General features: G+C 67.7%; 23 protein-coding genes and 2 pseudogenes. 11 read left to right on the forward strand and 14 right to left on the reverse strand.

The window, feature by feature from the left end; all coding sequences use genetic code 11:
* Positions 1–95 precede the first annotated feature (95 nt).
* The 4 genes from E2493_RS01895 (at position 96) to E2493_RS01910 (ending at position 5351) form a co-directional block, all read left to right on the forward strand.
* Entirely contained in the window at positions 96–584 is a 489-nt protein-coding gene (locus E2493_RS01895; RefSeq protein WP_135083165.1) for a hypothetical protein, read from the forward strand.
* 81 nt (positions 585–665) lie between these two features.
* Positions 666–1850 carry a 23S rRNA (adenine(2503)-C(2))-methyltransferase RlmN gene (rlmN, locus tag E2493_RS01900; protein WP_135083167.1) on the forward strand — a complete coding sequence of 395 codons (1185 nt, stop codon included), beginning with the start codon at positions 666–668 and terminating at the stop codon, positions 1848–1850.
* Between the two features lie 255 nt (positions 1851–2105).
* Positions 2106–4016 (forward strand): sensor histidine kinase, encoded by a 1911-nt coding sequence (locus tag E2493_RS01905; RefSeq protein ID WP_225421078.1) that lies wholly within the window; start codon positions 2106–2108, stop codon positions 4014–4016.
* A 69-nt stretch (positions 4017–4085) separates the two neighbouring features.
* The gene (locus tag E2493_RS01910) at positions 4086–5351 is read left to right on the forward strand and encodes an SAM-dependent methyltransferase (protein ID WP_135083171.1); all 1266 of its coding nucleotides are present in this window, start codon (positions 4086–4088) and stop codon (positions 5349–5351) included.
* A gap of 64 nt (positions 5352–5415) precedes the next feature.
* Here E2493_RS01910 and E2493_RS01915 read toward each other — a convergent pair whose 3' ends face one another.
* The gene (locus E2493_RS01915; RefSeq protein WP_167737334.1) at positions 5416–6042 is read right to left on the reverse strand and encodes an EF-hand domain-containing protein; all 627 of its coding nucleotides are present in this window, start codon (positions 6040–6042) and stop codon (positions 5416–5418) included.
* Between the two features lie 221 nt (positions 6043–6263).
* Between E2493_RS01915 and E2493_RS01920 the strand changes: the two genes are divergently transcribed.
* Together E2493_RS01920 and E2493_RS01925 are read left to right on the forward strand one after the other, a co-directional pair.
* Positions 6264–7844: a hypothetical protein gene (locus E2493_RS01920; protein WP_191992949.1), complete on the forward strand. Its 1581-nt coding sequence runs from the start codon at positions 6264–6266 to the stop codon at positions 7842–7844.
* Positions 7844–8890: a glycosyltransferase family 2 protein gene (locus E2493_RS01925; RefSeq protein ID WP_191992950.1), complete on the forward strand. Its 1047-nt coding sequence runs from the start codon at positions 7844–7846 to the stop codon at positions 8888–8890. Before E2493_RS01920 ends, E2493_RS01925 begins: the two co-directional genes overlap by 1 nt.
* Here E2493_RS01925 and E2493_RS01930 read toward each other — a convergent pair.
* A complete protein-coding gene (locus E2493_RS01930) occupies positions 8824–9552 on the reverse strand; it encodes a class I SAM-dependent methyltransferase (protein ID WP_135083177.1) in 729 nt (242 codons plus the stop codon). The two genes, E2493_RS01925 and E2493_RS01930, sit on opposite strands and share 67 nt — an antisense overlap.
* Positions 9552–9977, reverse strand: coding sequence for a GtrA family protein (locus E2493_RS01935; protein ID WP_135083179.1), 426 nt, complete (start codon positions 9975–9977; stop codon positions 9552–9554). The genes E2493_RS01930 and E2493_RS01935 overlap by 1 nt, the downstream gene beginning before the upstream one ends.
* Before the next feature lie 82 nt (positions 9978–10059).
* Between E2493_RS01935 and E2493_RS01940 the strand changes: the two genes are divergently transcribed.
* Positions 10060–11901 carry an AcrB/AcrD/AcrF family protein gene (locus tag E2493_RS01940; protein WP_225421079.1) on the forward strand — a complete coding sequence of 614 codons (1842 nt, stop codon included), beginning with the start codon at positions 10060–10062 and terminating at the stop codon, positions 11899–11901.
* Here the strand turns inward: E2493_RS01940 and E2493_RS01945 are convergent.
* From E2493_RS01945 to gluQRS, 8 genes are read right to left on the reverse strand one after another with little or no spacing between them, the layout of a single operon-like run.
* Positions 11885–12508, reverse strand: a complete 624-nt coding sequence (locus E2493_RS01945; protein ID WP_135083181.1) for a MarC family protein — start codon at positions 12506–12508, stop codon at positions 11885–11887. The genes E2493_RS01940 and E2493_RS01945 overlap by 17 nt on opposite strands.
* Positions 12509–12544: 36 nt before the next feature.
* Positions 12545–13432, reverse strand: a complete 888-nt coding sequence (gene folD, locus E2493_RS01950) for a bifunctional methylenetetrahydrofolate dehydrogenase/methenyltetrahydrofolate cyclohydrolase FolD (RefSeq protein ID WP_135083182.1) — start codon at positions 13430–13432, stop codon at positions 12545–12547.
* Positions 13433–13438: 6 nt separating this feature from the next.
* Entirely contained in the window at positions 13439–13765 is a 327-nt protein-coding gene (locus tag E2493_RS01955; protein ID WP_225421080.1) for a YggT family protein, read from the reverse strand.
* 30 nt (positions 13766–13795) lie between these two features.
* Complete coding sequence (gene egtD / locus E2493_RS01960) at positions 13796–14758, reverse strand: L-histidine N(alpha)-methyltransferase (RefSeq protein ID WP_135083184.1); 963 nt, start codon at positions 14756–14758, stop codon at positions 13796–13798.
* Positions 14758–16023: an ergothioneine biosynthesis protein EgtB gene (gene egtB / locus E2493_RS01965; protein WP_135083186.1), complete on the reverse strand. Its 1266-nt coding sequence runs from the start codon at positions 16021–16023 to the stop codon at positions 14758–14760. The genes egtD and egtB overlap by 1 nt, the downstream gene beginning before the upstream one ends.
* Positions 16024–16066: 43 nt before the next feature.
* Positions 16067–16639, reverse strand: coding sequence for a cob(I)yrinic acid a,c-diamide adenosyltransferase (locus E2493_RS01970; protein WP_135083188.1), 573 nt, complete (start codon positions 16637–16639; stop codon positions 16067–16069).
* 2 nt (positions 16640–16641) lie between these two features.
* On the reverse strand, positions 16642–16845 hold the full coding sequence (locus E2493_RS01975) for an HIG1 domain-containing protein (RefSeq protein ID WP_135083190.1): 204 nt from the start codon (positions 16843–16845) through the stop codon (positions 16642–16644).
* A 9-nt stretch (positions 16846–16854) separates the two neighbouring features.
* Positions 16855–17721 (reverse strand): tRNA glutamyl-Q(34) synthetase GluQRS, encoded by an 867-nt coding sequence (gene gluQRS, locus E2493_RS01980; RefSeq protein ID WP_135083192.1) that lies wholly within the window; start codon positions 17719–17721, stop codon positions 16855–16857.
* Between the two features lie 163 nt (positions 17722–17884).
* On the opposite strand from gluQRS, the gene E2493_RS01985 reads away from it, so the two are divergent.
* Positions 17885–18451 (forward strand): HNH endonuclease, encoded by a 567-nt coding sequence (locus E2493_RS01985; RefSeq protein ID WP_135083193.1) that lies wholly within the window; start codon positions 17885–17887, stop codon positions 18449–18451.
* 60 nt (positions 18452–18511) lie between these two features.
* Here the strand turns inward: E2493_RS01985 and E2493_RS01990 are convergent, their stop codons facing one another.
* On the reverse strand, positions 18512–18832 hold the full coding sequence (locus E2493_RS01990; RefSeq protein WP_225421081.1) for an HNH endonuclease: 321 nt from the start codon (positions 18830–18832) through the stop codon (positions 18512–18514).
* 33 nt (positions 18833–18865) lie between these two features.
* Between E2493_RS01990 and E2493_RS01995 the strand changes: the two genes are divergently transcribed.
* Positions 18866–19750, forward strand: a complete 885-nt coding sequence (locus tag E2493_RS01995; protein WP_135083195.1) for a DMT family transporter — start codon at positions 18866–18868, stop codon at positions 19748–19750.
* A gap of 266 nt (positions 19751–20016) precedes the next feature.
* On the opposite strand, the gene E2493_RS02000 is transcribed toward E2493_RS01995, so the two are convergent.
* Both E2493_RS02000 and E2493_RS02005 read right to left on the reverse strand, forming a co-directional pair.
* A complete protein-coding gene (locus E2493_RS02000; RefSeq protein ID WP_167737335.1) occupies positions 20017–20181 on the reverse strand; it encodes a hypothetical protein in 165 nt (54 codons plus the stop codon).
* A 104-nt stretch (positions 20182–20285) separates the two neighbouring features.
* On the reverse strand, positions 20286–21032 hold the full coding sequence (locus tag E2493_RS02005; protein WP_225421082.1) for a Crp/Fnr family transcriptional regulator: 747 nt from the start codon (positions 21030–21032) through the stop codon (positions 20286–20288).
* 301 nt (positions 21033–21333) lie between these two features.
* On the opposite strand from E2493_RS02005, the pseudogene E2493_RS22195 reads away from it, so the two are divergent.
* Both E2493_RS22195 and E2493_RS22200 read left to right on the forward strand, forming a co-directional pair.
* Positions 21334–22455, forward strand: a pseudogene (locus E2493_RS22195) (M16 family metallopeptidase); the annotation flags it as partial.
* Between the two features lie 423 nt (positions 22456–22878).
* Positions 22879–24165 (forward strand): annotated as a pseudogene (locus E2493_RS22200) (M16 family metallopeptidase); the annotation flags it as partial.
* Position 24166 lies beyond the last annotated feature (1 nt).

A 24166-nucleotide genomic window follows, 5' to 3' on the forward strand; every position in this document is an offset into this window, starting at 1 on the left:
CGGCCCAGCGCCCCGACGGAAGAAAGGTTTCATTAACGTACCATAAACGGGGATTTCCGTTGCCTTTCGGCAACAGGTCCGCGCATGCTGGGCGGATGCTGCGCGCCGCGCTTTTTCCCTGTCTTTTCCTGGCCCTTGCGGGGGTCGCTGCGGCCCAGCGGCAGGCGGTGGGCGTCTATGGCCTCTGGGGCGCTTTTGCGGAAAAAAGTCGCTGCTATGCGATCTCGGAACCTCAGCGCACCGCCCGGAACAACCCGCGGGGCGCATTTGCCTCGGTCGGCTGGTGGCCCGAGCGGCCGGTGCGCGGGCAGGTCCATTTCCGGCTCAGCCAGTCGAAGAGGAGCGGCTCGGCCGTACTTCTGAGGATCGATGAGAGGACTTTCCAGCTCGTCGGCGGAGGCGGCAACGCGTGGGCGCCCGATGCGCGCGCGGACAGTGACATCGTCGCGGCGATGCGCATCGGGCTCCAGATGACGATCGAGACGCGCTCGGAGCGCGGAACGCTGGTGAGGGATCTCTACGCGCTGCGCGGGGCCGCCAGCGCGATCGACGCGGCCGCGATTGCCTGCGCGCAGCGGCGCTGAGACTCGGCGCACGCCGGCAATGCGGCCCGTCTAGAAAAAACCATGTTCGTCCCCTAGATAGGGGGCCTCATGACAGCCGCCATGCCCATCCCCGGTCTCATCGACCCGGTTCCCGTCCCGCGTCCCGCGTTCGACAGCGCCGACGCTCGCGTCGATCTCGTGGGTCTCCCCCGCGAAGGGATACGCGACGCATTGATCGAGGCCGGTCTCGATCTCAAGCAGGCGAAGCTTCGCGCCAAGCAGATCTGGCACCAGATCTACAATCGGGGCGCAACCGATTTCGATGCCATGAGCGATATCGCCAAGCCCCAGCGCGCGTGGCTCGCGGAAAGGTTCAAGGTGGGACGGCCGGAGGTCGTCGTCGAGCAGGTCTCGACCGACGGCACGCGCAAGTGGCTGCTCAAGACCGATGACGGCCACGATTTCGAGATGGTCTTCATACCCGATGCGGACCGCGGCACTCTGTGCGTGTCGAGCCAGGTCGGCTGCACGCTCAATTGCCGCTTCTGCCATACCGGCACGATGCGCCTGGTCCGTAACCTGCGGCCGAACGAGATCGTCGGACAGGTCATGCTCGCCCGCGACTCCCTCGGGGAGTGGCCCTCGCAGCCGGAAGGCAGGATGCTCTCCAACATCGTGATGATGGGAATGGGCGAGCCGCTCTACAATTTCGACAACGTCCGTGACGCCCTGAAGATCGTGATGGATGGCGATGGCCTCGGCCTCTCCCGCCGCCGCATCACCCTGTCGACGTCCGGCGTGGTGCCGATGATGGCGCGCGCGGGCGAGGAGATCGGAGTCAATCTCGCGGTCTCTCTCCACGCGGTCACCAAGGAGATCCGGGACGAGATCGTTCCGCTGAACCGCAAATACGGTATCGAGGAGCTGCTGCAGGCCTGCGCGGACTATCCCGGCGCCAACAATGCGCGGCGGATCACGTTCGAGTACGTGATGCTGAGGGACAAGAACGACAGCGACGAGGATGCGCGCGAGCTCGTCCGGCTGATCCGCAAGTACAAGCTTCCCGCCAAGGTCAACCTGATCCCGTTCAACCCCTGGCCTGGCGCGCTCTACGAATGCTCGTCGGACGAGCGCGTCCAGCGCTTCTCCGATATCGTCTACGAGGCGGGTATCTCGGCGCCGATCCGGAGACCGCGCGGCCGCGACATCATGGCCGCTTGCGGACAGCTGAAGTCCGCCGCCGAGAAGAAGAGCCGCGCGGAGCTCGATCGGATCGCCGAGGAAAAGCAGGCCGCCTTGGCCTGAGCCTCCGCGGCGTACGAAGGAGCCTACGACCTTCGCCGCAATCGGCAGTCCGGAACCCCGCGCCACTCCGATCGCCGCCGCGCGACGGCAATCTGATCTTCGGGGGCGACGAGAAGCCCGGACGATCCTGATCCAGATCGGTGGGACAAGGCTTTCGGCCTGATCCGCCAGCCGCTAGGTTGCCGTCCTTGTTCCGGGGGGCAACGCGCGTACATGGTCATCTCTTCGCCGGTCGCCGTACCGGCCTCTTCCAGGATGGCCGAGATCATTCGCCGGCACGACTGGGCGGCGAGCCCGCTCGGGCCGATCGAGGCATGGCCGGACCGGCTTCGCTTCGCCCTGGAGATCTGCCTGAGAACGAGCAGCCCGTCGGCTGTCTATTGGGGTCCCGACTTCATCCTGCTCCACAATGACGCCTTCGGCGCATGGCTCGGATTGCCCGAGCCCCGCCTGCTCGGCCAGCCTGCTCAGCAGGCCTATGGCGAGTTGTGGGACTGGCTCTCGCCCCAATTCCAGGCGGTGATGGAGAGCGGCCAGGGGCTCTCGGTCGCGGAGCAGATCATCCCGGTGGCGCGAGACGGTGTCATCGAGGAGCGCTACTGGACGTACACGCTCTCGCCCCTCACCGACGAAACCGGCGCGGTGGCCGGGATCCTCAGCCAGCGCGAGGAAGTAACGCGGGCAGTGCTCGCCGAACGGCGCCTGTCCTTCCAGATCCGTCTGGCCGATGCCCTGCGCGGCGAGACCGACCCCCAGCGCGTGAAACAGGTCGCCACGGCGCTGCTGGGCGAGCATCTCGGCGCCAGCCGGGTCGGCTATGCGGAGGTCGACGAGGCTCGGCAGGTGGCGTCCGTCCGCAGCGACTGGACTCGCGACGGGAGTACCAGCCTTGCCGGCCAGCATGCGCCGCTCAGCAGCTTCGGAAGCGAGGCCCTGGGCGCCTTGCGCAGCGGGGAAGTGCTCGTACTCCCCGATCTCGGCAGCCTTCCCGCCGCGTCGCCCGAGCTCGTGGCCGCCTGGAATGCGATGGGCGTTCGCGCGTTGATCACCGTGCCTCTTGTCCGCGACGGCGCCCTGCGGGCCCTGCTCTACGTGCACGAGCCGGAGCCGCGGGCCTGGCGCCGCTCCGACGCCGCCATCGCGCGGGACGTGGCGGAACGAACCTGGGCGGCGGTAGAGCGCGCCCAGGCCGAGCGCTCGCTGCGCGAGAGCGAGGATCATTATCGTCATACGGTGGAGCTCAATCCGCAGGTGACATGGACGGCCACGCCGGACGGCGCGCTGAACCGTGTCGCGAGACGCTGGGAGGAATGGACCGGTACGACGGGGCTCGGGGACAGCTGGGCCGAGGGGATTCACCCGGAAGACGTTCCTGCCAGCTTCGCGGCCTGGCGGCACAGCCTCGAGACCGGCGACGTCTATGACATCGAGCATCGCTTGAAGCTGCGCGACGGCAGCTTCCGCTGGGCGCGCTCCCGGGCCTTCCCGCGCCACGGGAAGGACGGCGCGATCCTGCTCTGGTACGGCTCCACCGAGGACATTCATGAGCGCAAGGTCGCGGAGGAGCATCAGCGGCTGCTGATCAACGAGCTCAACCACCGGGTGAAGAACACGCTCGCGAGCGTCCAGGCGATCGCCTTCCAGACCTTGAAGGGCGACGTCTCGCTTGCCGAGGCCCGAGCCCGGTTCGAGGCACGGCTGTTGGCACTCTCCCGGGCGCACAACCTGCTCACCGAGCGCAACTGGGAAGGCGCCGGGCTGGAGCGGATCGTCCGCGACGCGACCGAGCATCTGGCCGGAGACACTTCGCGCTTCGAGCTGCGCGGAGAAGGGGAGCTGTCGTTGCGGCCGCGCGCCGCCCTCGCGCTCGCGCTCGCGCTGCACGAGCTCGTCACCAACGCCGCAAAATACGGGGCCCGGTCCAGCGAGCGGGGGCGGGTCTCGATCGCCTGGCGCGAGGAGCAGGGGACGCTCCTGCTCGAGTGGAAGGAAACCGGCGGGCCGGAGGTCAACGCACCCGAGCGACGCGGCTTCGGCTCGCGCCTGATCGAGCGCGGCCTCGCCCCGGATCTTGCCGGTCGCGCCGATCTCGATTTCGAGCCCGACGGTCTGCGCTGCACGATAAGAGCCTCGGTGGAAGCGGTACGCGCGGCCGACCTGGCTTGAATCGAAGCCGCAACCCCCGTCATCCGCAAGTAGTTGCACTCGGCGTAGTGCCGGCTATTCTCGCCCGCCATGTGGCTGCTCGACAAAATGCTTCGCCGGCTCATCAAGAAGGGTGAGCTCGTCGTCGTCGATCATGACGGCAAGGAATATCGATACGGGCGCGCCGAGCCCGGCTGGCAGTCCATCAGGGTCCGCCTGACCGATCGCAAGGCCGCCTTCGCCATCGCCAGCGATCCGCGCGTCGGAGCAGGCGAAGCCTATATGGACGGCCGACTCGTCGTGGAGGACGGCGCCGACATCCGCGATCTCATCCTTCTGGTGCGCGCCAACGCCCCTTGGGAGAAGAAGGGCGCGCTGAAGCCGAAGGGGCCGGTCCGCAAGGCTGCGTCCACCCTCGTCGGCAAGCTCGATCAGATCAACTGGAAGAGCCGCTCGCGGCGCAACGCCGAACACACCTACAATCTCACCCGCCGTCTCTACGAGCTCTTTCTCGACGAGGACCGGCAATATACCTGCGCTTATTATCTCGATCCGAACGACAGCCTGGAAAAGGCGCAGCTCGACAAGAAGGCGCATCTTGCCGCCAAGCTTCATCTGAAGCCGGGCATGCGGGTGCTCGATATCGGCTGCGGCTGGGGCGGCCTCGCTCTCTATCTCCATCGCCAATACGGTGTCGACGTGCTCGGCATCGCGCTGGCGCCCGACCAGATCGAGTTCTCGCGCGAGCGCGCTGCCGAGGCGGGCGTGTCGGATCACGTCAAGTTCGAGCTGATGGACTATCGGGATGTCGAGGGGCCGTTCGATCGGATCATCAGCGTCGGTCTGATCGAGCACCTCGGGACGCCCCATTATCCGGGCTTCTTCGCCAAGATGAACGAGCTGCTCGCGCCGGACGGGGTGATGGTGTCGCATTGTTGCGGGCGCGCCGGGCGCCCGGGCGTCACCGACAAATGGACCCGCAAGTACATCTTCCCCGGCGGCTATATTCCCTCGTTGTCTGAATTGGTCGTAGAGGCGGAAAAGCATCGGCTGATCGTCACCGACGTCGAGGCGCTGCGCTATCATTATGCGCTGACGCTCGCTGAATGGTATCGGCGAACGGTTGCCGCGAAGGAGGAGATCGTCGCTTTGTACGACGAGCGCTTCTACCGGATGTGGCAATTCTATCTTGCCGGCTCCGAGGCGGCGTTCCGGCACGGCGGACTGGTCAATTGGCAACTCCAATATGTGAAGCAGCGCTCGGCCATCCCGATGACCTGGGACTATCTGTACGAAGAGGAGAAGCGCCTTCGCGCGGCCGAGGCGCCGCCGGAATGGCATCTCGCCGCCGAATGATGTGACATCCGAGAAGGGCCGGAGCATTGCCGCTCCGGCCCTTCTTTCATGCCTGCCTTGCAGGTCAGGCGCGCGGGCGCTGTCCCCGCTGGCCACCGAACGCCTCGCGCGCGGCACGGCGCTCGTCCTGGCTGATCGTCCCGTCGCGATCCGCGTCGATCCGGTCGAAGAGCGCGAGCGCGCTCTGGCGCGCCTCCGCCCGGGTCAGGCGGCCATCGCGGTTGGCGTCGGCCGCCTGAAAGTGACGGGCGCCAAGGCGGGCGAACAGGGCGCCGCCTCGATGACCACGGTGGCCGGTGAAGGAACGCCGCTCGCCCCGTGCCGCGCGGCGCTCGAGACGCTGCTCGCGATCGAGCTTCGGCCGGGCGTCGAACTCGGCCCGGCTGATCGAGCCGTCGCCGTTGGCGTCGAGGCGGGCGAAAGCCTCGGCCCGCCGCTCGCCGCGCTGGGCACGGCGCTCGTTGCGCAATTCGCCGCGCTTGCCGCGACGCGCCTCGGCGCGGGCACGCAGCTCGTCCTGGGTCACGGCGCCGTCGCGATTGGCATCGAGGCGCGCAAAGCGGGCGTCGACGCGCGCGGCGACGGCGTCGCGAGTCAGCGACTGACCGGCCGCGCGGCTCTGCGGCTGAGCGGCGGCGCCGGTGGAGGCGAGGACGGCGAGCGCCGCGCCCGCGAGAACCAACTTCTTCATCATCAAGCTCCTGGGAAGCACTTCATTGAGAGCGCGTCTAGCGTGTCTCCACTGTATGCCGATTGAATGCGCCCGTAGGCGTTCGTTCAGGCGAGGCCGACGAACCTCCCGAGACGCTGCGCTGCGGCCGGTGGCGCTGGACGTGCTGCGCGCACTTTCCGGTTGATCTTCGCTCTCCGCTGGGGAAGTCAGCGGCCTCACGAACGGAGCCCCGCCGCCAGATGATCGCCCACCCGCCCGACACTCACCATGGTGCGCCCGCATCGCGCCTGTGGTGGGAGCAGCCGTGGCTTCTCGCGATCGTCGTGCTGGTTTCCGCCATCCCCTTGCTGTGGCCCGACATCCCGCCGCTCGTCGATTTGCCGGGACACATGGGCCGCTTCCATGTCCAGCTGGAGATCGGCCGCTCGCCGGGGCTGCAGCGCTTCTACCATTTCGAATGGGCGCTGATCGGCAATCTCGGCGTTGATCTGCTCGTCATTCCGCTCGCCAAGATCGTCGGCGTCGAAGCGGCAGTGAAGCTGATCACCATCTCGATTCCGGTGATGACGACGGCAGGCATGCTGTGGGTGGCGCGCGAGGTGCATGGCCGCATTCCGCCCACCACCTTCTTCGCGCTGCCGCTGGCGTTCAACTTCCCTTTCATGTTCGGCTTCCTCAATTTCGCTCTGTCGATGGCCTTGGCGCTGCTCGCCTTCGCCTTGTGGCTGAGGCTGGCGCGTCTCGGCCGGCTCAAGCTGCGCGCCGCGCTGTTCGTGCCGATCTCGGTTCTGATCTGGGTGGCGCATACCTTCGGCTGGGGAACCTTGGGGGTGATGGCCTTCTCGGCCGAGTTCGTGCGCCAGCTCGATCTTCGCCGGGGCTTCTTCAACGGCGGCATAAAGGCCGCGATCCAGTGCATCTCGCTGGCGCCGCCGGTGCTCCTGATGATGGCCTGGCGCAGCGGTGAACACGTCACCGGCTATACCGGCCAGTGGTTCAAATGGACCCAGAAGATGAACTGGGTGCTGATGGCGCTCCGCGATCGCTGGGAGGATTTCGACAAGGGCTCGCTCGCCGTGATCGGGCTCGTCCTGGTGATCGGTCTGCTGTGGTGGAGGAGGCTGCAATATTCGCGCAACCTCGCCGCCTCGGCGCTGTTCCTCGCGATCGTCTACATCTGCCTGCCCCGCATCGTGTTCGGATCGAACTATGCGGACATGCGGCTCGCGCCCTATGCCATCGCAGTGGCCGTGATCGGTATCCGGTTCAAGCGCAACTGGGATGGAAAGGCGGGGACCATCCTGGCGGTGCTGGGGCTGGTGTTCGTGGCCGTCCGCACCGCTGGCACCACCGCCAGCTTCTATCTCTACGACCAGGCTTATGACGCCGAGCTGAAGGCGGTGCCGCACATTCCACGGGATGCGCGCCTGTTGTCGTTCGTCGGCGTCCCGTGCGGCAGGGGCTGGGCGATGAGCCGGATCGAGCATCTTCCGGCCGTTGCGCTGGTCCGGCGCGACGCCTTCTCGAACGATCAATGGTCGATGCACGGCGCGCAGCTCCTCACCACCCGCTATCCGCAAGGCGGCCGCTTCGCGCGCGACCCCTATCAGCAGGTCCTGGAGGGGCAATGCTACGGGGAGATCTGGCTGTCGCTGAACCGCTCGCTCGCCGAGTTCCCGCGCAATGCCTATGATTACGTCTGGCTGATCAGGCCGCCCCGGCACGACCCGCGCCTGCTGCGCGGGCTTCAACCGATCTGGCGCAGCGGCACCTCGGTGCTCTATCGGGTGGTGGACCGCACCCAGCCCCGGATTCCCTGATGGCCCTTTCGCTCTCGATCATCGTCCCCTGCTACAACGAGGAGGCCTGCCTCGGGGAGCTGCATGCCAGGCTCAGCCGCGCCGCGCGGCAGGTGGCAGGCACGTCCTACGAGATCGTGCTGGTCAACGACGGTTCGCGCGACCGATCCTGGGAGATGATGCAGGCGATCGCCGCCACCGATCCGCATCTCGTCGCGGTCAATCTGTCGCGCAATCACGGTCATCAGCTCGCCCTCACCGCGGGGCTCGATCTCTGCGCCGGCGAGCGTATCCTGATCATCGACGCCGATCTCCAGGATCCGCCCGAGCTTCTCGCCGACATGATCGCGACGATGGAATCGCAGCGCGCCGATGTCGTCTACGCGGTGCGCCGCGCCCGTGCGGGCGAGACCGCCTTCAAGCGATCGACCGCGAAATTGTTCTACCGCCTGCTTTCGCGCATGGCGGAGATCGAGATCCCGCTCGACACGGGCGATTTCCGGCTGATGAGCCGTCGTGCCCTCGATGCGCTGCTCGCCTTGCCCGAGCAGGCGCGCTTCATTCGCGGCATGGTCGCCTGGGTGGGCTTCCGCCAGGTGCCGATCGCCTACGACCGCGCCGAGCGCCACGCCGGGCAGAGCAAATATCCGCTCTCCAAGATGGTGCGCTTCGCTCTCGATGCGGTGACCGGATTCTCCACCGCGCCGCTGCGCATGGCGAGCCATATCGGCTTGTGGCTGGTCGCCGCTTCCGTGCTCTTGCTCGGCTACATCGCCTTCGGCTTCTTCACCGGGCGGGCCATGCAGGGCTGGACCTCGCTGATGCTCGTCGTCGTGGTGCTGGGCGCGGTGCAGATGTTCGTGCTCGGCATGATCGGCGAATATCTCGGCCGGCTGTACATCGAGTCGAAGCGGCGCCCGCTCTACATCGTCTCGGATATCGCCGGTCATGCCGGCGGGCAGCCGCAGCTCGGCCACGTCGCGCACGAGGCGGAGGCGAGTCAGGGCACGGAGACGATCGCCACCAGCGACACGCCCGGCGGCAGGGGCAACCTGCCCACCGCGTAGCGCTCCAGCCCGAAAATCACCTCGAACAGGCGGTTGACGGGAGCGGGAGGCATCTTGTCGTCGCTGTCTTCCTTGCCCGTCACCCGTCCGACGAGGCGTGCCGCGGCGGCAAGCGGGAAGAGCAGGCTGTTGAACCAGCTCAGCAGCTCCACTTTCAGCCCGGCGGCCGCAATCACCTGGCGAAGCGCCCGGCGCGTGTAGCGCCGCTTGTGATGGTTCACGACGTCGTGCGCGCTCCACATCCACGGATGGGCCGGAACGGTAATCAGGATCTTGCCGCCGGGCTTCAGCTTGCGGCCGATGCTTTCCAGGGCTTCCCTGTCTTCCTCGACATGCTCCAGCACGTCGAGGATCGCGACGAGATCGTAGGCGCCATCCTCGACCCCGTTCAGGGCAGGCAGAGGCGCGTCGCCGATCGCCCGTCCCAGCCGCTCGGCGGCGAGCGCCCGCGCCGCCGGATCGATCTCGATCCCGTCGGCCGTGCCGAAGCGCTGAAGCATCTCGAGATTGTGGCCGGTGCCGCAGCCGATCTCGAGGATGCGCGGGTGCGCGGGCAGCTTCAGCTTGCGGGAGATCAGCGTGGCGAGGATCGCGCGGCGGGCCGTGTACCACCAGTGGCGGCCGTCCAGCTCGGCCATGCGATCGTAGACGATGCGTTCCATCAGCCGAATACCCAGCGGCGGTTGAGCGAGAAGGTGACCAGCGGCGTCACCAGCACGATCGGGATCACCGACCACCAGACCGGCCCGCCCATATGCTTGACCAGCAGCCACACGAAGAACTGGTTGAGCAGGAAGCCGGTGGTGTTGACGGTGAAGAAGCGGGCTGTGCGAAGCCCCGGCCGATCGCGCGAGCCGTGGCCGCGAAAGCTCCAGCGGCTGTGCAGGAAGTAGCCGAGGCCGGTGAAGACGAGATAATTGAGGGTCATCGACAGCATCGGCTCGACGTGGAACACGTCCGCGACGATCCAATATCCGCCGGCCACGAGCAGGGTCAGCAGACCGCCGGTAAGGCCGAAGCGGATCATCTGGCCGATAAGCGGCGCGTGCTGCGGAAGATGCCGCTCGAGAGTACGCTGAATCGGCATGGTTCTCCGGAGGTGGTGCGCTTGCCCTTTGCGACGCAGCGATTAATGCCGGAGCCCGGAGTTGGGAAGGGGCAGCAGCAGGATGGACGCTCTCGACAGGCTGGAGAGGCACTGGCGCTGGTGGCTGCTCGTCTTCTGGCTGGTGACGGCGGGCCTGCTGATCTTCAACCGCTGGGCGCAGATCCGCGGCTTCAGCCTCGGCGACACCGATGACAATCTGCGCATGGCGCAGGTTCGCGCGCTCCTCGGCGGCCAGGGCTGGTACGACCTCCGACAATATCGGCTGAATCCGCCCGCCGGGGCCGACATTCACTGGTCCCGGATCGTCGACCTGCCCATTGCCGGCATCAAGCTTGCTCTGGCGCCGATCCTCGGCGGCGCCGCAGCCGAACGATGGGCGGTCACCGTCGCGCCGCTGCTGCCGATGGGCGTCGGCATGGCGGCGGTCGCGGTCACGGCTCGCCGCCTGGTGGCGCCGCAGGCCTTCGCCCTCGCCATCGCGCTGCTGCTCTGCGCCCACAGCGTCCGCGGCATGTGGTCGCCGCTGCGCATCGATCACCATGGCTGGCAGCTCGCCGCCCTCGCCGTGGCGGTGATGGGCCTGTCGGATCGGCGCCGGGCGCGCGGTGGCGCCGTGCTTGGCCTCGCCACCGCTTTTTCCCTCGCGATCGGGCTTGAGATGCTGCTCTATCTCGCGCTGTTCGGCGCGGCTGCCGGCCTGCTCTGGGTGCGCGACGGCGCGGAGGCGCGGCGGCTCGCAACCTATGGAGTGACGCTGGCCGGCGGCTGTGCGCTCGGCTTCCTTGCCTTCGCCTCCTACGCGAACCGGGCCCCGGTGTGCGACGCCCTCTCCCCAGTCTGGCTGTCGGCGATGGTCCTGGCGGGGGCGCTCTGCGTCGGCCTCGCATTCCTGACGCCGGCTCGCTGGCCGCTGCGCCTCGCCCTTGCCGCGCTGGCGGCCGTGATCGTCGCCGGCGCCTTCGCTCTGGCGTGGCCGCACTGTCTCGGCCGGCTCGAGGGCGTGTCGCCCGAGCTCGAGCGGATGTGGCTCGGCAACGTCCGCGAAGCGCGTCCGCTCTACACCCACGGCTGGCAGACCGGTCTCGGGATCGCCGCGCTGCCGATCGCGGGCCTGGTCGGCTATGTCGTCATGCTCTGGCGCAGCCGACGGGAACCCGACACGCTCGCCATCTGGGCTGCGGTCGGCGCGCCTGCCTTGCTCGCCGCGTTGCTCCTTCTCTGGCAGAGCCGCGCCGGTCCGGCGGCCCAGCTGCTCGCGCTGCCCGGGGCGACCGGCCTTGCCTGGGCCCTGATCCCGCGCCTGCGTTCCAGCCGTCTCGTGCTCGTCCGGGTCGTGGGCACCGTCGCCGCCTTCCTCGTCATTTCCGGCGTCGCGGCGCAGGAGGCGACGCGCTTCATTCCGAAGCCCCCGCCGAGCAAGGTCCGCGAAGCCGGCAACAAGGCCAATGCCAGCTGTCCGACTCTCGCGGCGCTGAAGCCGGTGGCGGCGCAACCGAAAGGCTATGTCCTCACCTTCGTCGATCTGGGGCCGCGGCTGATCGCCGTGACTCCCCATTCGGCGGTGGCCGGACCGTACCACCGCAACGGCAACGACATCCTCGACGTGATGAAGACCTTCCGCGGGAGCCGCGAGTTCGCCCGCTCGGTGATCGCGAAGCGCGGTATCGACTATGTCCTGATCTGCCCGGGAATGGCCGAATCGACGATCTACGCCGCCTACGCCAAGAAGGGCTTCTACATGCAGCTCGTCCGAGGCGAGATCCCGATCTGGCTGGACTCGATCGATCTTCCGGAGAATTCGCCCTATCGGATGTGGAAGGTGGACAAGGGGCGGATCGGCGTCCCGGAAGCCCCCCGTCCGGCTCCGCAGGGCCGCCGGCCGCCGGCTAGACCTGGAAGCTGACCGAAATACCGTCGATCACGAACTGAGCGGCAAGCGCGGCGAGGATCACGCCGAGCAGGCGTGTGAGCATCGCCTCGAGCTTGTGACCGATCAGCCGCATCAGCGGCCCGGAGGCGAGCAGAGCGGCCAGGGTCAGGGCCATCACTGCGGCAAGGGCGGCGAACACGATCGCGGTCTGCTCGACGCCCTGGCTGCGCGCGACGAGCAGCATGATCGACGCGATCGATCCGGGCCCTGCGATCATCGGTATCGCCATGGGGAAGACGGAGATGTCGTCGTGGGCCGGGTCCGCGCCGACTTCCTGGGCGCGCGCCTCGCGCCGCTGGGTCCGCTTCTCGAACACCATGTCGAGCGCAATCAGGAACAGCATGATGCCGCCCGCGATGCGGAACGCAGCGAGGCTGACGCCCAGCGCGGAAAGCAGGTCCTCGCCGAGCAAGCCGAAGAAGACGAGGATGCTGAACGCGATCGCCACCGAGCGCCAGGCCATGGAGAAGCGGTGGCCGGACGGGGTGTCGCGGGTCAGCCCCGCAAAGATCGGGGCGCAGCCCGGCGGATCGATGATCACGAAGAAGGTGACGAAGGCGGAAACGAAAAGCTCGAGCACGCGTGTTCCCCCATTCACCCTTGGTCCGCGGCGCCGTCAAAGCCCCTGCGGGGCCGGCAGGCCGGCACGGGAATGCGCGGCGACCAGCGTATTCCTCAGCAGCACGGCGATGGTCATCGGGCCTACTCCGCCCGGCACCGGCGTGATAGCCCCCGCGACCTCCGATGCGCTGGCGAAATCCACGTCGCCGACCAGCCGAGACTTGCCGTCCGCGCCCGGCACGCGGTTGATGCCGACGTCGATCACCGTCGCGCCGGGCTTCAGCCACCCGCCGGGCACCATCTCCGGCCGCCCGACGGCGGCAATGACGATGTCGGCGCGTTGCACGACCCCAGGCAGGTCGCGCGTTCTGCTGTGCGCGATCGTCACCGTGCAATTCTCTGCCAGCAGCAGTTGCGCCATCGGCTTGCCGACGATGTTCGAGCGGCCGATGACCACCGCCTCGAGGCCGGAGAGGTCGCCGAGCCGGTCACGGAGCAGCATCAGGCAGCCCAATGGGGTGCATGGGACGAGGCCCTCCTCGCCGACCGCGAGCCGGCCGGCGCTGATCACGTGGAAGCCGTCGACATCCTTGTCGGGGTCGATCGCCTCGATCACCGCCTTGTCGTCGATGCCGGCGGGCAGCGGGAGCTGCACGAGGATGCCGTCGACACTCTCATCGGCATTCAGTTGCTCGACCAGCGCGATCAGTTCGTCCTGGCTGGTCGTGTCGGGCAGGCGATGCTCGAAGCTCGCCATGCCGGCGCCCACCGTCGCCTTGTTCTTGGAGCGAACGTAGACCTGGCTCGCCGGATCCTCGCCGACCAGCACGACCGCGAGGCCGGGAGCGCGGCCGGTCGCGACAGAGAAAGAGGGCACCGCTTCTGCAACCCGCTTGCGCAGCCTTTCGGCGAACGCTTTCCCGTCGATGAGCTCGGCCCCCACGGTCGCTCAGCCGCCGATCAGCGTGGCGAAGATGTTCGGGAGCAGGATGTCCCGCAGGATGATGATGATCAGGATCACGACCATCGGCGCGAGATCGATCCCGCCGAAGTCCGGCAGCACCCTGCGCAAGGGGCGGTACAGCGGTTCGGTGAGACGATCCAGGGCCATCAGGAAGCGGCGGACACCGTCATTGTGGGTGTTGATGACGTTGAAAGCGACAAGCCAGCTGAGCACCGCCTGCAGGATGATGATCCACATCAGCACCCGCAGCAGCAGGTCGATAATCTGAAAAAGGGCAAGCATCGTCACGTTCTCCCCGCGCTTGGGGTTCATGTAGGGGCGTGCGCGGGAAGGGGCAACCGATCAGGGGGCGAAGCGAAGCGGCTCCGCCCGGGCAAGGATCAGGGCGAAGCCTTCGTCGGACGTGGTCCATTCGTGCGTCACGCTCCACCCGCCTGCCGTGAGGAGCAGTCGCGCGTCGCGGGGGGCGTATTTGTGGCTGTTCTCGGTGTGGATCGTCTCGCCGGCCCCGAATGCGAAGCTTGCGCCCGCGACTTCGAAGGAAAGGTCGCGCGAGGCAACCAGGTGCATCTCGATCCGCGCGAGCGCGTCGTTCCACCTCGCCTCATGTCGAAAGGCTTCGATCGGGATGGTCCCGTCGAGCTCGCGATTGATGCGGTGCAGGAGGTTCAGGTTGAAGGCGGCGGTGATGCCGGCTGCGTCGTCATAGGCGGCGAGCAGGGTCTCGACGGACTTCACCCGGTCCATTCCGATCAGCAGCCAGGCCCCGACGCCGAGCGTGTCGCGCATTGCGCGGAGCAGGTCCACGGCGGTGCCGGGCACCAGATTTCCGATCGTCGAGCCGGGGAAGAAGCCGATCTTCGCCGCCTGGTCGATCGTCTCTGGCAGGTGGATTGGCCGCATGAAATCGGCCTCGACCGGATGGATCGGCAAGTCCGGCAGCAACGTCTGAAGGCCGGCTATCGAGGTCCTGAGGAACTCGCCGGAGATGTCGATCGGCACGTAAGCCGAGGCTTCGATAGCGCGCAGCAGGATCGGCGTCTTGGCCGATGAGCCAGAGCCGAATTCGACGACCACGTCACCCCGCCCCGCGATACGGGCGACCTCCGGGCAATGGCGCTCGAGCAATTCAGTGTCGGCGCGGGTGAGATAATATTCCGGAAGGGTGGTGATCGCCTCGAACAGCTCGGATCCGCGCCGGTCGTAGAGCCATCGGGCGGGAATCGCAGGAATCGGTGCCGAAAGGCCCGCAATGACGTCGTCGCGGAAGGCCGGATCCGCTGAAGAATGCGTCAGCGCATCCATCAGACGTCCCTCGCCAGCCGTAGGCCGCAGAACTGCCAACGCTGGTGCGGGTAGAAGAAGTTCCGATAGCTGGCCCGCATGTGGCCCCGGGGCGTTGCGCAGCTGCCGCCGCGAAGCACGAACTGGTTGACCATGAACTTGCCGTTATATTCGCCCACCGTGCCCTCCTGCGGCCGAAAGCCCGGATAGGGAAGGAAGGCGCTGGCGGTCCACTCCCAGACGTCTCCGAACATCTGAACGAGACCGCCGGTGGACGCTGCCGCCCGCGGCGCAACGGCGCCGGCGGCATCCAGCTGGTTGCCGCCGCAGGGATCGAGGTCTGCCGCGGCCGCTTCCCATTCCGCTTCGGTCGGTAGCCTCGCGCCGGCCCAGCGGGCGAAGGCATCGGCCTCGTACCAGCTGACATGAGCAACCGGGGCTGCCCTGTCGACCGGCCGCAGGCCATCGAGGCCGAACCTCTGCCAAACCGCATCCGGATCGCGCGACCAATAGAGCGGCGCCGCGATGCCATTGGCCTGCACCCAGGCCCAACCATCGGCGGTCCATAGCGAGGGATCGCGATAGCCGCCCGCGTCGATGAACTCGATCCAGGCGGCGTTGCTCACCGGGGCCTGGTCGAGGGAATAAGGGTGCAGCAGGACCGGGTGGCGCGGACCTTCGCAGTCGAAAGCGAAGCCGCTGCCCTGATGCCCGATCTCATGAATTCCGCCGGCAAAGCCGACGCGGCCGCCCGGCGCAGTCTCTTCCTCGTGCCGCGCGCCGCGCTGCCAGATCGCGGGCGCGAGCGGATTTTCGGCGAATGCGCTCAGCATGTCGGTGAGCATCAATTCCTGATGCTGCTGCTCATGGTTGATGCCGAGCTCGACCAGCTCGGTTGCCTCCGTCGGTAGCGAGGGAAGAGCCTCGAGCAGCGCGTCCTCGACCCTTGCGCGATAGTCGAGCACCTCGCCAAGGCTCGGGCGGCTCAGCATGCCGCGCCGTTCCCGCGCATGACGGGCGCCTTCACCGTCATAATAGGAATTGAACAGATAGGCCCAGCGGGCATCGCGCGCCGAATAGCGCTCAACGTGATCGCGCAGGACGAAGGTCTCGAAGAACCAGGTGGTGTGGGCGAGGTGCCACTTGGTCGGCGACGCTTCTGGCGAGGGCTGGATGGTGGCGTCCGCATCGGAAAGCGGCGCAGCGAGGGCGCGGCTGAGCGCACGCGTCGCGGCGAAGCGTTCCGCCAGGGTCGCGCTTTCAAGCGCCTGGGCCTTCGCCGCCATCGTTCCTCCTGAGGATGAGCTTACAACAGAATAGCGACAGGGGTTAGCCGCGTGTCGCTCCGGGCTGCCAAAGGACGTCGCCCCCCTCCGCTCTGGCGACGTAGCGGGCGAGGACGAACAGGTGATCGGAAAGCCTGTTGAGATAGACCAGCGCCAGCGGGTTAAGGCGGACCTCCGCGGCTGCGGAGACCGCCGATCGTTCCGCCTTGCGGACGATCGTGCGGGCGAGGTGCAGATGTGCGGCGCCGGCGCCGCCGCCGGGGAGAATGAAGCTGCGCAGCGGTTCGAGCTCGACATTCATCGCGTCGATCTCGGCTTCGAGCCGGTCGATCTGCGGCTGAACGACGCGGAGCGCCATGTCCGTGGGAGTGAAGTCCTCGCCCGGGGTCGCGAGATCGGCGCCCAGATCGAACAGCTCGTTCTGGATCGCGCGAAGCATTGCTCGCTCGGTCGCGCCGTGCACGTGAAGCAGCGCGACGCCGATTGCGCTGTTCGCCTCGTCGACGTCGCCGATCGCCACCGCGCGCGGATGCGCCTTGGAGATGCGCGATCCGTCCGCGAGGCCGGTCAGGCCCTGATCGCCCGTCTTCGTGTAGATGCGGTTGAGGCGGACCAGCGTCAGCTCCTCCCGCTCGCCATCATCAGGAAGAGGATCACCAGCACGATCGCGATCGCCTGGAACATCACGCGCTTGCGCATCAGCTCCTGCGATCGGGCGCCGGTCAGATCCTTCTGCTGCGCCATTCCGATCACGCCCTTCACGAGCACGAAGAGGGTGGCGCCGGCGGCGAGGATGATGAGCAGGAAGAGGAAGACGTCCATGTCGCCTATCTAGGGTCCCATGCTCGAATATCCAGCCGGCAATCGGCCGTCGAGAAGGTCTGCGGCGAGGCGCGCCGGGTCTGCACCGCCGCGGCGCAGGTCCGCCAGGGTCGGCGCTCCGTTCCGTTTGGCGAGGCGGCGCCCGTCCGCATCGGTCAGCAGGGGGTGATGATGGTAGAGCGGGGTCGGCAGGTCGAGCAGCGCCTGGAGCAGGCGGTGAATGTCGGTCGCGGCGTAGAGATCCCGACCCCGAACGATGTCCGTGACGCCTTGGGCTGCATCGTCGACCGTCACCGCCAGATGGTAGCTGGTCGGCGCGTCCTTGCGCGCCAGCACGACATCGCCGAACGCCTGCGGCTCCGCCAGAACCTCGGTTTCGCCATCGTGCCAGTAGAGCGGGCCGGTGCGGGCGAGCGCCGCTTCTGTGTCGAGGCGCCAGGCGTGCGGCTCGAGCGCGCGGCGCCGCGCCCGCTCCTCGGCAGGCAATCTGCGACAGGTGCCGGGGTAGATCGGCCCGTCGGGGCCGTGCGGTGCAGCGGCGCTGGCCGCGATCTCGGCGGCGATCGTCGAACGGGTGCAGAAGCAGGGGTAGACCAGCCCGGCCGCCTTCAGGCGCGACAGCGCGTCGGCGTAAAGCGGCAGGCGCTCGGATTGGAAGACGATCTCCCCATCCCAGGTCACCCCCAGCCAGAGCAGGTCGTCGATGATCTCGTCGACGAACTCGGCGCGCGCGCGGCCGGGGTCGATGTCCTCGATGCGCAGCAGGAAGCCGCCGTCGTGGCTGCGGGCATGGCGGTGGGCGAGCAGACAGGAATAGGCGTGGCCGAGGTGCAGGAGGCCGGTGGGGCTGGGCGCGAAGCGGGAAACGATGTGCATCAGTGCTTTGCCCCTTGACCGCGAGTCGGCACGCGTGCTGTCATGCGCCTGTCACCTTCTGCTGCGAGGAGGTGACGGACAGGGGAGAGCCTCCCCGTCCTGAGTGCGACAGGCCGGGCCGTTCGGGGAGCTCCCTCGGGACACGGAGGCCGTCGGCGAGCGCATGTACCACCCCGATCTCATTCGACATCCCGACAGCTGCCCTGCGCTGGTGCTGAACGCGGACTATACGCCGCTCAGTTACTATCCGCTCAGCCTGTGGCCCTGGCAAACCGCGGTCAAGGCGGTGTTCCTCGAGCGCGTCGACATCGTCGCCCAATATGCGCGGGAGGTGCACAGCCCCAGCCGCTCCTTCCAGCTGCCTTCGGTGATCGCGCTCCGCCAGTATGTGAAACCTTCGGAGAACCCGGCTTTCACCCGGTTCAACCTGTTTCTCCGCGATCGCTTCGAATGCCAATATTGCGGCGATGAGCGCGAGCTCACCTTCGATCACGTCGTACCCCGCGCCCAGGGCGGCCGCACGACCTGGGAGAATGTCGCCACCGCCTGCGCTCCGTGTAACCTGCGCAAGGGCGGCCGCACGCCGGCCGAGGCACACATGCACCTCTACCGCCGGCCCTATCGGCCCACCAGCTGGCAGCTGCAGGAGAATGGCCGGAGCTTCCCGCCCAATTATCTGCACGATAGCTGGCGCGACTATCTCTACTGGGACATCGAGCTGGAGGCGTAGCAGGCGCTCGCGACGCAGGGCCGGGACAGAGGCGCGGCGAGAAGACCATCCGCGCCTGCGCTATGTCTTCCTGCGCCGCGTCGGCGCATGGAAATCCGGGGGCTTGTCCGCGATCCAGAGCAGGAATCTCGCGATATCGGGATGGTTGCGGAGCGCCTCGGCATCGGCGAAATCGCGCGCCAGCGCCTTGTTGTCGATCGCGGCATGGATCGCGCGATGGCAGATCGGGTGGACCGGTACCGTATCGCGGCCACCCCGGCTCTTCGGCACCGGATGATGATATTCGATGCGCCGGCCGAGGGCGCGGGCGCAGAGAAAGCACGCCGCCGCGGCGTCCCTTGCTTGCTCCGGCATCTCCAGTCGGGCTTTTCTTGACGGCATGGCGCCTGCCGCCGTAGCGCCCTCTCAGCCAGGATGCACGACACCTCCCGCCCTCCGGACGCGCGCGCCGGCCGCTTCGCCTTTCCGGCGCTGATCCTGGCCAATCTGATGCTCGCCTTCGGACCGTGGATGGTCCGGCTCGCGGACGTCGGGCCGATCGCCGCCGGCTTCTGGCGCCTGGCGCTCGCCGCTCCGTTCCTGCTGCTGCTCGCGCGCCCTGGCCTGCGAGCGCCCGCCGCGCCGTCCGCCGGCCTGATCGTGATCATCGGCTTCGGCGGCCTGTTCTTCGCCGCCGATCTCGCCGCCTGGCACGTCGGCATTCACCTCACCAAGCTGGCCAATGCCACCCTGTTCGGCAATTGCTCGAGCTTCCTGCTGATGCTCTACGGCTTCCTCGTCCTGCGCCGGCTGCCGGGGCGTGTGCAGGCTCTGGCCCTGCTGTGCGCCGGAGCGGGGGCGGCGCTGCTGCTCGGATCGAGCTATGAAATGTCCCCGCGCAACTTCCGCGGCGATCTCTTCGCCTTGCTCGCCGGCCTGTTCTACGCCGTCTATCTGGTGATCATCGATCGCGCGCGAAGAACGATGGCGCCGATGCCGGTGCTCGCCGTGGCCACCATCGCGGGCGCCGTGCCGCTCCTGCTCTTCTCGGCCGCGGCCGGCGAGACGATCGTCCCCTCGGACTGGACGCCGCTGATCCTGCTCGCCGCGGGAAGCCAGCTGATCGGCCAGGGCTTCCTCGTCTATGCTGTGGGGCATCTCTCCCCGGTCGTGGTCGGTCTCGCCCTGCTCACGCAGCCGGCGGCGACGGCGGTCATCGGCTGGTTCGCTTATGGCGAGAGGCTGGGCCCGGCGGATGCGCTCGGCGCCGTGCTGATTGCGGCGGCCCTCGTCCTGATCCGGCTGCCGGACCGCAGATGAGAAAAGGGGCGTGCCCGGTGCGGACACGCCCCCCAGGCGCAGCGGAGAGGGATGGGCGCTGCGTCTTACCGATGGAGGCCCGTCGCCGGGCAAGCTTCGCCGCGCGAGTGCCGCCCGCGTCTGCCGCGAAGAAATAAAGATCGAAATTCGACGTGCATGGCCGCACCCGCTCGAACCGGTGGGACGCTTACTGCGGCGATCCTGCCGTAACGCACGCGCCCGCGCGCTTACGTGCGTTAGCTTTCGAAGCGCTTAGAAAATAAAAGCTAATCTTTGACGACGTGAAGCCGTGTCGGCGGCGCCTCGGAGAATTCGTGCATCTTCTCGAGGTGAAGCTCGGACAGCTCGAGATGCGCCATCGCCGCCTCTTCCGAGGATGCCGAGCGGGCACGGTCGAGTTCCTGGAATGCGCGATCGGCGTGGTGCCGCATCGAATCTTTTCTGGACATGGGACCCCGCTGCGACTCGGGAATGGGATTCTACATGGCGGAAGCCCAGCCTGCCTCGTCAACCGCCTTTTGATCAATAGAATGGATCAGCTTCTGACGATTGCTTCGCCATCATGGTGCAAATAGCGCTCGTTGAAGTCACCGGCATCGCGCAGGCGCTGCCAGTCCTGGATGGTGATCGAACGGCGATCGCGGCTGATCAGCCCTTCCTCGCCGAGCTGGCGCAGCACGCGGTTCACGTGCACCGAGGTGAGGCCGACGGCGTCGGCCAGCTGCTCCTGTGTCATCGGTAGCTCGTAGCGATGCTCGCGCGCCAGACCGCCTTCCTCGAGGCGGAGAGAGAATTCGCAAAGGATGTGGGCGACGCGGGCCCGGCTGTCCCGGCGACCGACATTCACCACCCATTCGCGGAAGATCGAGGCATCGACCAGCGTGTCGATCCACATCGCCCTGGCAATTGCCGGATAGGCGAAGGTGATGTCGCGGATCGCCTGCAGCGGCACGAACGCGACTTCGGCCGCGGTCAGCGTCTGGACGCTATGATCGGAAATGGAGAGGAAGCTGTTCTGAAGATCGACGAACTCACCGGCGATGTGCAGCGAGACGATCTGCCGCGCGCCGTCGCCGGTGATCTTGTAGCGATATGCAAAGCCGCTGAGCAGCAGCGCACATTGCTCCGGCGGCTCGCCGTCGCGCACGAGATGCGCGCCTGCCGCCACCTTTCGGATGCTTTGCTGCAGCCCGAGCAGCGCCTCGCGCTCGCCTTCGGCAAGCGGCGATCGGCTCTCCAGACGACGCACCATCTTTTCGAATGTCGGATGAATCTCCGGCACCATCACTCCTCGAACGGGGGGCATGTGCTCGCATCCCGAAAAACAGGCGCGACCGTCCCCCTCGCCGGCTTGCATAAGAGCCTGCGGAATCGCGCGCGTTTATCTAGATTAGCCGCACGAGATTCTCCGGCCTTTTTCGGGTGTTGCACCGGGCGAACCATGGTTTCGCGGCGAAGCCCCGCCAGGGCGGAGCGACTTGATCGGCTCTGGCCGCCGGCCCGGCTTGCCTCTATCCATGCCGCATCTGAGTTGAGCGAAAGGGAACGGAATGCGGCACGCGATCAAGGCGGCACTGCTGGCAATGGCTGCAACGGCGATCGTCGGCGGCGGCCAGCCTGCTGCGGCGCAGGCGGGCGCAGCATCGGCGCGCGGGAAGATCGAGGTGCCGCCGCTCCGCTTCACCGAGCGTCGCCTGCCGAACGGGCTCCGCGTGATCGCGCTGCGCGATACGACCACGCCCAACGTGGCGGTCTCCGTCTGGTACGAAGTCGGCTCCAAGCATGATCCCGAAGGACGCTCGGGCTTCGCGCATCTCTTCGAGCACATCCTGTCCCGCAAGACGCGGAACATGCCCTACAACATGATCAATCGGCTGACGGAGGATGTGGGCGGCGCCCGCAACGCGTCGACCTGGTACGACCGCACCAATTATTATGAGATCGTCCCCGCCCGCTATCTGGAGACGATGCTGTGGACTCATGCGGAACGCATGGCGCTCCCCGTGGTGGACGAGCAGGTCTTCGAGACCGAGCGGAACGTGGTCAAGGAGGAGTTCCGCCAGCGGGTGCTCGCGCCGCCCTACGGCCGTTTGCGCCTCCTGCTCAACGAGCAGGGCTGGGATCGCCTTCCGCACCGCCGGCCGGGGATCGGCAGCATCGAGCAGCTCGATGCGGCGACGCTCGCCGACGCGCGTGCCTTCCATGAGGCCTATTACGGGCCCGATACCGCGACCCTGATCGTGTCGGGCAATTTCGACGAGGCTCAGCTCCAGGGCTGGGTGGATCGCTATTTCGCCGCCATCCCGGCACGCGCGAAGCAGGTCCCGCTCGTCATCAAGGAACGCGATCCGCTTCCGAAGGCGCCACGCGCCGTGACCATGTACGCGCCGAACGTGCCGCTTCCCGTCGCCGGAACGAGCTGGCGGATTCCGGGATCGAGCCATGCGGACATGGCCGCGCTGTCCGTGCTGGATTACATCCTCACCGCCGGGGACAGCTCGCGGCTGAACCGCAGCCTGGTCTACGACAAGCAGCTCGCCACCTCCATTTCGGGGGACTTCAGCGACGTCGAGGAGCAAGGCTATTATGCGCCTTATGCGATCGTCGCGGGGGGGAAGACGGTCGAGGACGTCGAAGCGTCGCTCGCGGCCGAGATCGCCCGCGTCCGTGACGAGCCGGTGACGGCGGCCGAGCTCGCTGAGGCGAAGACCGAGTTGCTGGCAGCAGCCCTGCGCGAGCGCGAAACCTTCAGCGGGCGGGCGTTCGAGCTCGGCGAGGCGCTGGTGCGCAGCGGCGATCCGCGCGCGGCCGACAAGCGGCTCGCGGCCGTCCAGAAGGTCACCGCGGCCGACGTCCAGCGCGTCGCGCGCAAATACCTCGCCCGAGACGCCCGGGTCGACTTCCGCTACCTCAACGAGGCGCAGCGGCCCGCCGGCGCAGCGGATTCCTGGGCCAATCCCGTGCCGATGCCGCGCTTCAAGTCGGTGCCGCCCGCTACCCGGCCGGCGCACGAGCTCGCCGCCGAGGCCGATCGCCTGCAGCCGCCGGCGCCGGGTGCCGCGGTGCCGGTGACGCCGCCGCAGATATCCGAGACAAGGCTGGCGAACGGGCTTGGCGTCGTCACCGCAAAGACCGGAGACGTTCCGCTCGCCTCGATGGTCCTCGTCGTGAAGGGCGGCGCCTCGACCGATCCCCGCGAGAAGGCGGGCCTGGCGACGATGGCGGCGACTCTGGCCACCAAGGGAACGACGACGCGCAATGCGCAGCAGATCGCCGCCGAGCTTGAATCGCTCGGCGCCCAGATCGGCAGCGGCGCAGGCCCCGACGGCGCGTTCCTCTCGGTCTCGGCACCGGCGGCGAACCTCGAGGCTGCCGGGCGGATCCTGGTCGACATCGTTCGGAATGCCACCTTCCCGGCCGAGGAGCTGGAGCGCGAGCGCAAGCGCGCGCTCGACGGCCTGTCGATTGCCTTGCGCGATCCCGGGAGCGTTGCGGGCCTCGTCACCGCCCCGCTCGTCTACGGCGCCGCGCCCTACGGCACGGTCGCCGGCGGCACGCCCGCCTCGCTCGCCGCGCTCACCCGCGACGATCTGGCGCAGCACCGCGCGAAATGGTGGCATCCGGCGAACTCCGCTCTCGTCGTGGCAGGCGGCATCGATGCGGCGCGCTCCGCCGAGCTGGCACAGCGACTGTTCGGCGGATGGCGGGGGGAAGGACCGGCGCCGCAGCCGCCCGTGAACCGTGCCGGCGAGACCCAGAAGGTGCGCACGCTGGTGATCGACATCCCGGGTGCGGGCCAGGCGGCGGTGACTGCGGCGGTGCCCGCGCTCGCCCGCGGTTCGGCCGATTATTATCCGCTCGTAGTCGCGAACGCGGTGCTCGGCGCCGGCTCGAACGGTCGGCTGTTCCAGGAGGTGCGGGTGAACCGGGCACTGTCCTACGGTGCCTACAGCAATCTGCCCGCCCGGATGGAGACGAGCCTGCTCAGCGCCACCGCCCAGACCAAGAACGAGAGCGCAGCGGACGTCGCCAGGATCTTCCTCGACGAGCTCGACCGCCTTGGTCGGGAGCCTCTCGCCGCGGACGCGACCGCGAAGCGGATCGCGTTCCTGACCGGCGGCTACAGCCGTCAGGTGGAGACGAGCGGTGGCCTCGGCGGCGTGCTTGCCAACCTGCTCCAGCAGGGGCTGCCGCCTTCCGAAGCGGCGCGCTACGTGGCGCAGATGGAGCAGGTCACGCCGGCGGCGGCCTCGGCGATCGCGGGCAGGATCGCCGCGTCGCAACGCGCCAGCCTGATCGTGGTCGGTGACTCCGCGAAGTTCCTGGACAAGCTGAAGGCGCTTCGTCCCGACGTCGAGGTCATCCCGATCGCGGAGCTCGATCTCGATGCACCGAGCCTGCGCAAGGCGAAGTGAG

The sequence above is a fragment of the Sphingomonas parva (ex Maeng et al. 2020) genome (genome assembly GCF_004564275.1).
Lineage (GTDB): Bacteria > Pseudomonadota > Alphaproteobacteria > Sphingomonadales > Sphingomonadaceae > Allosphingosinicella > Allosphingosinicella parva.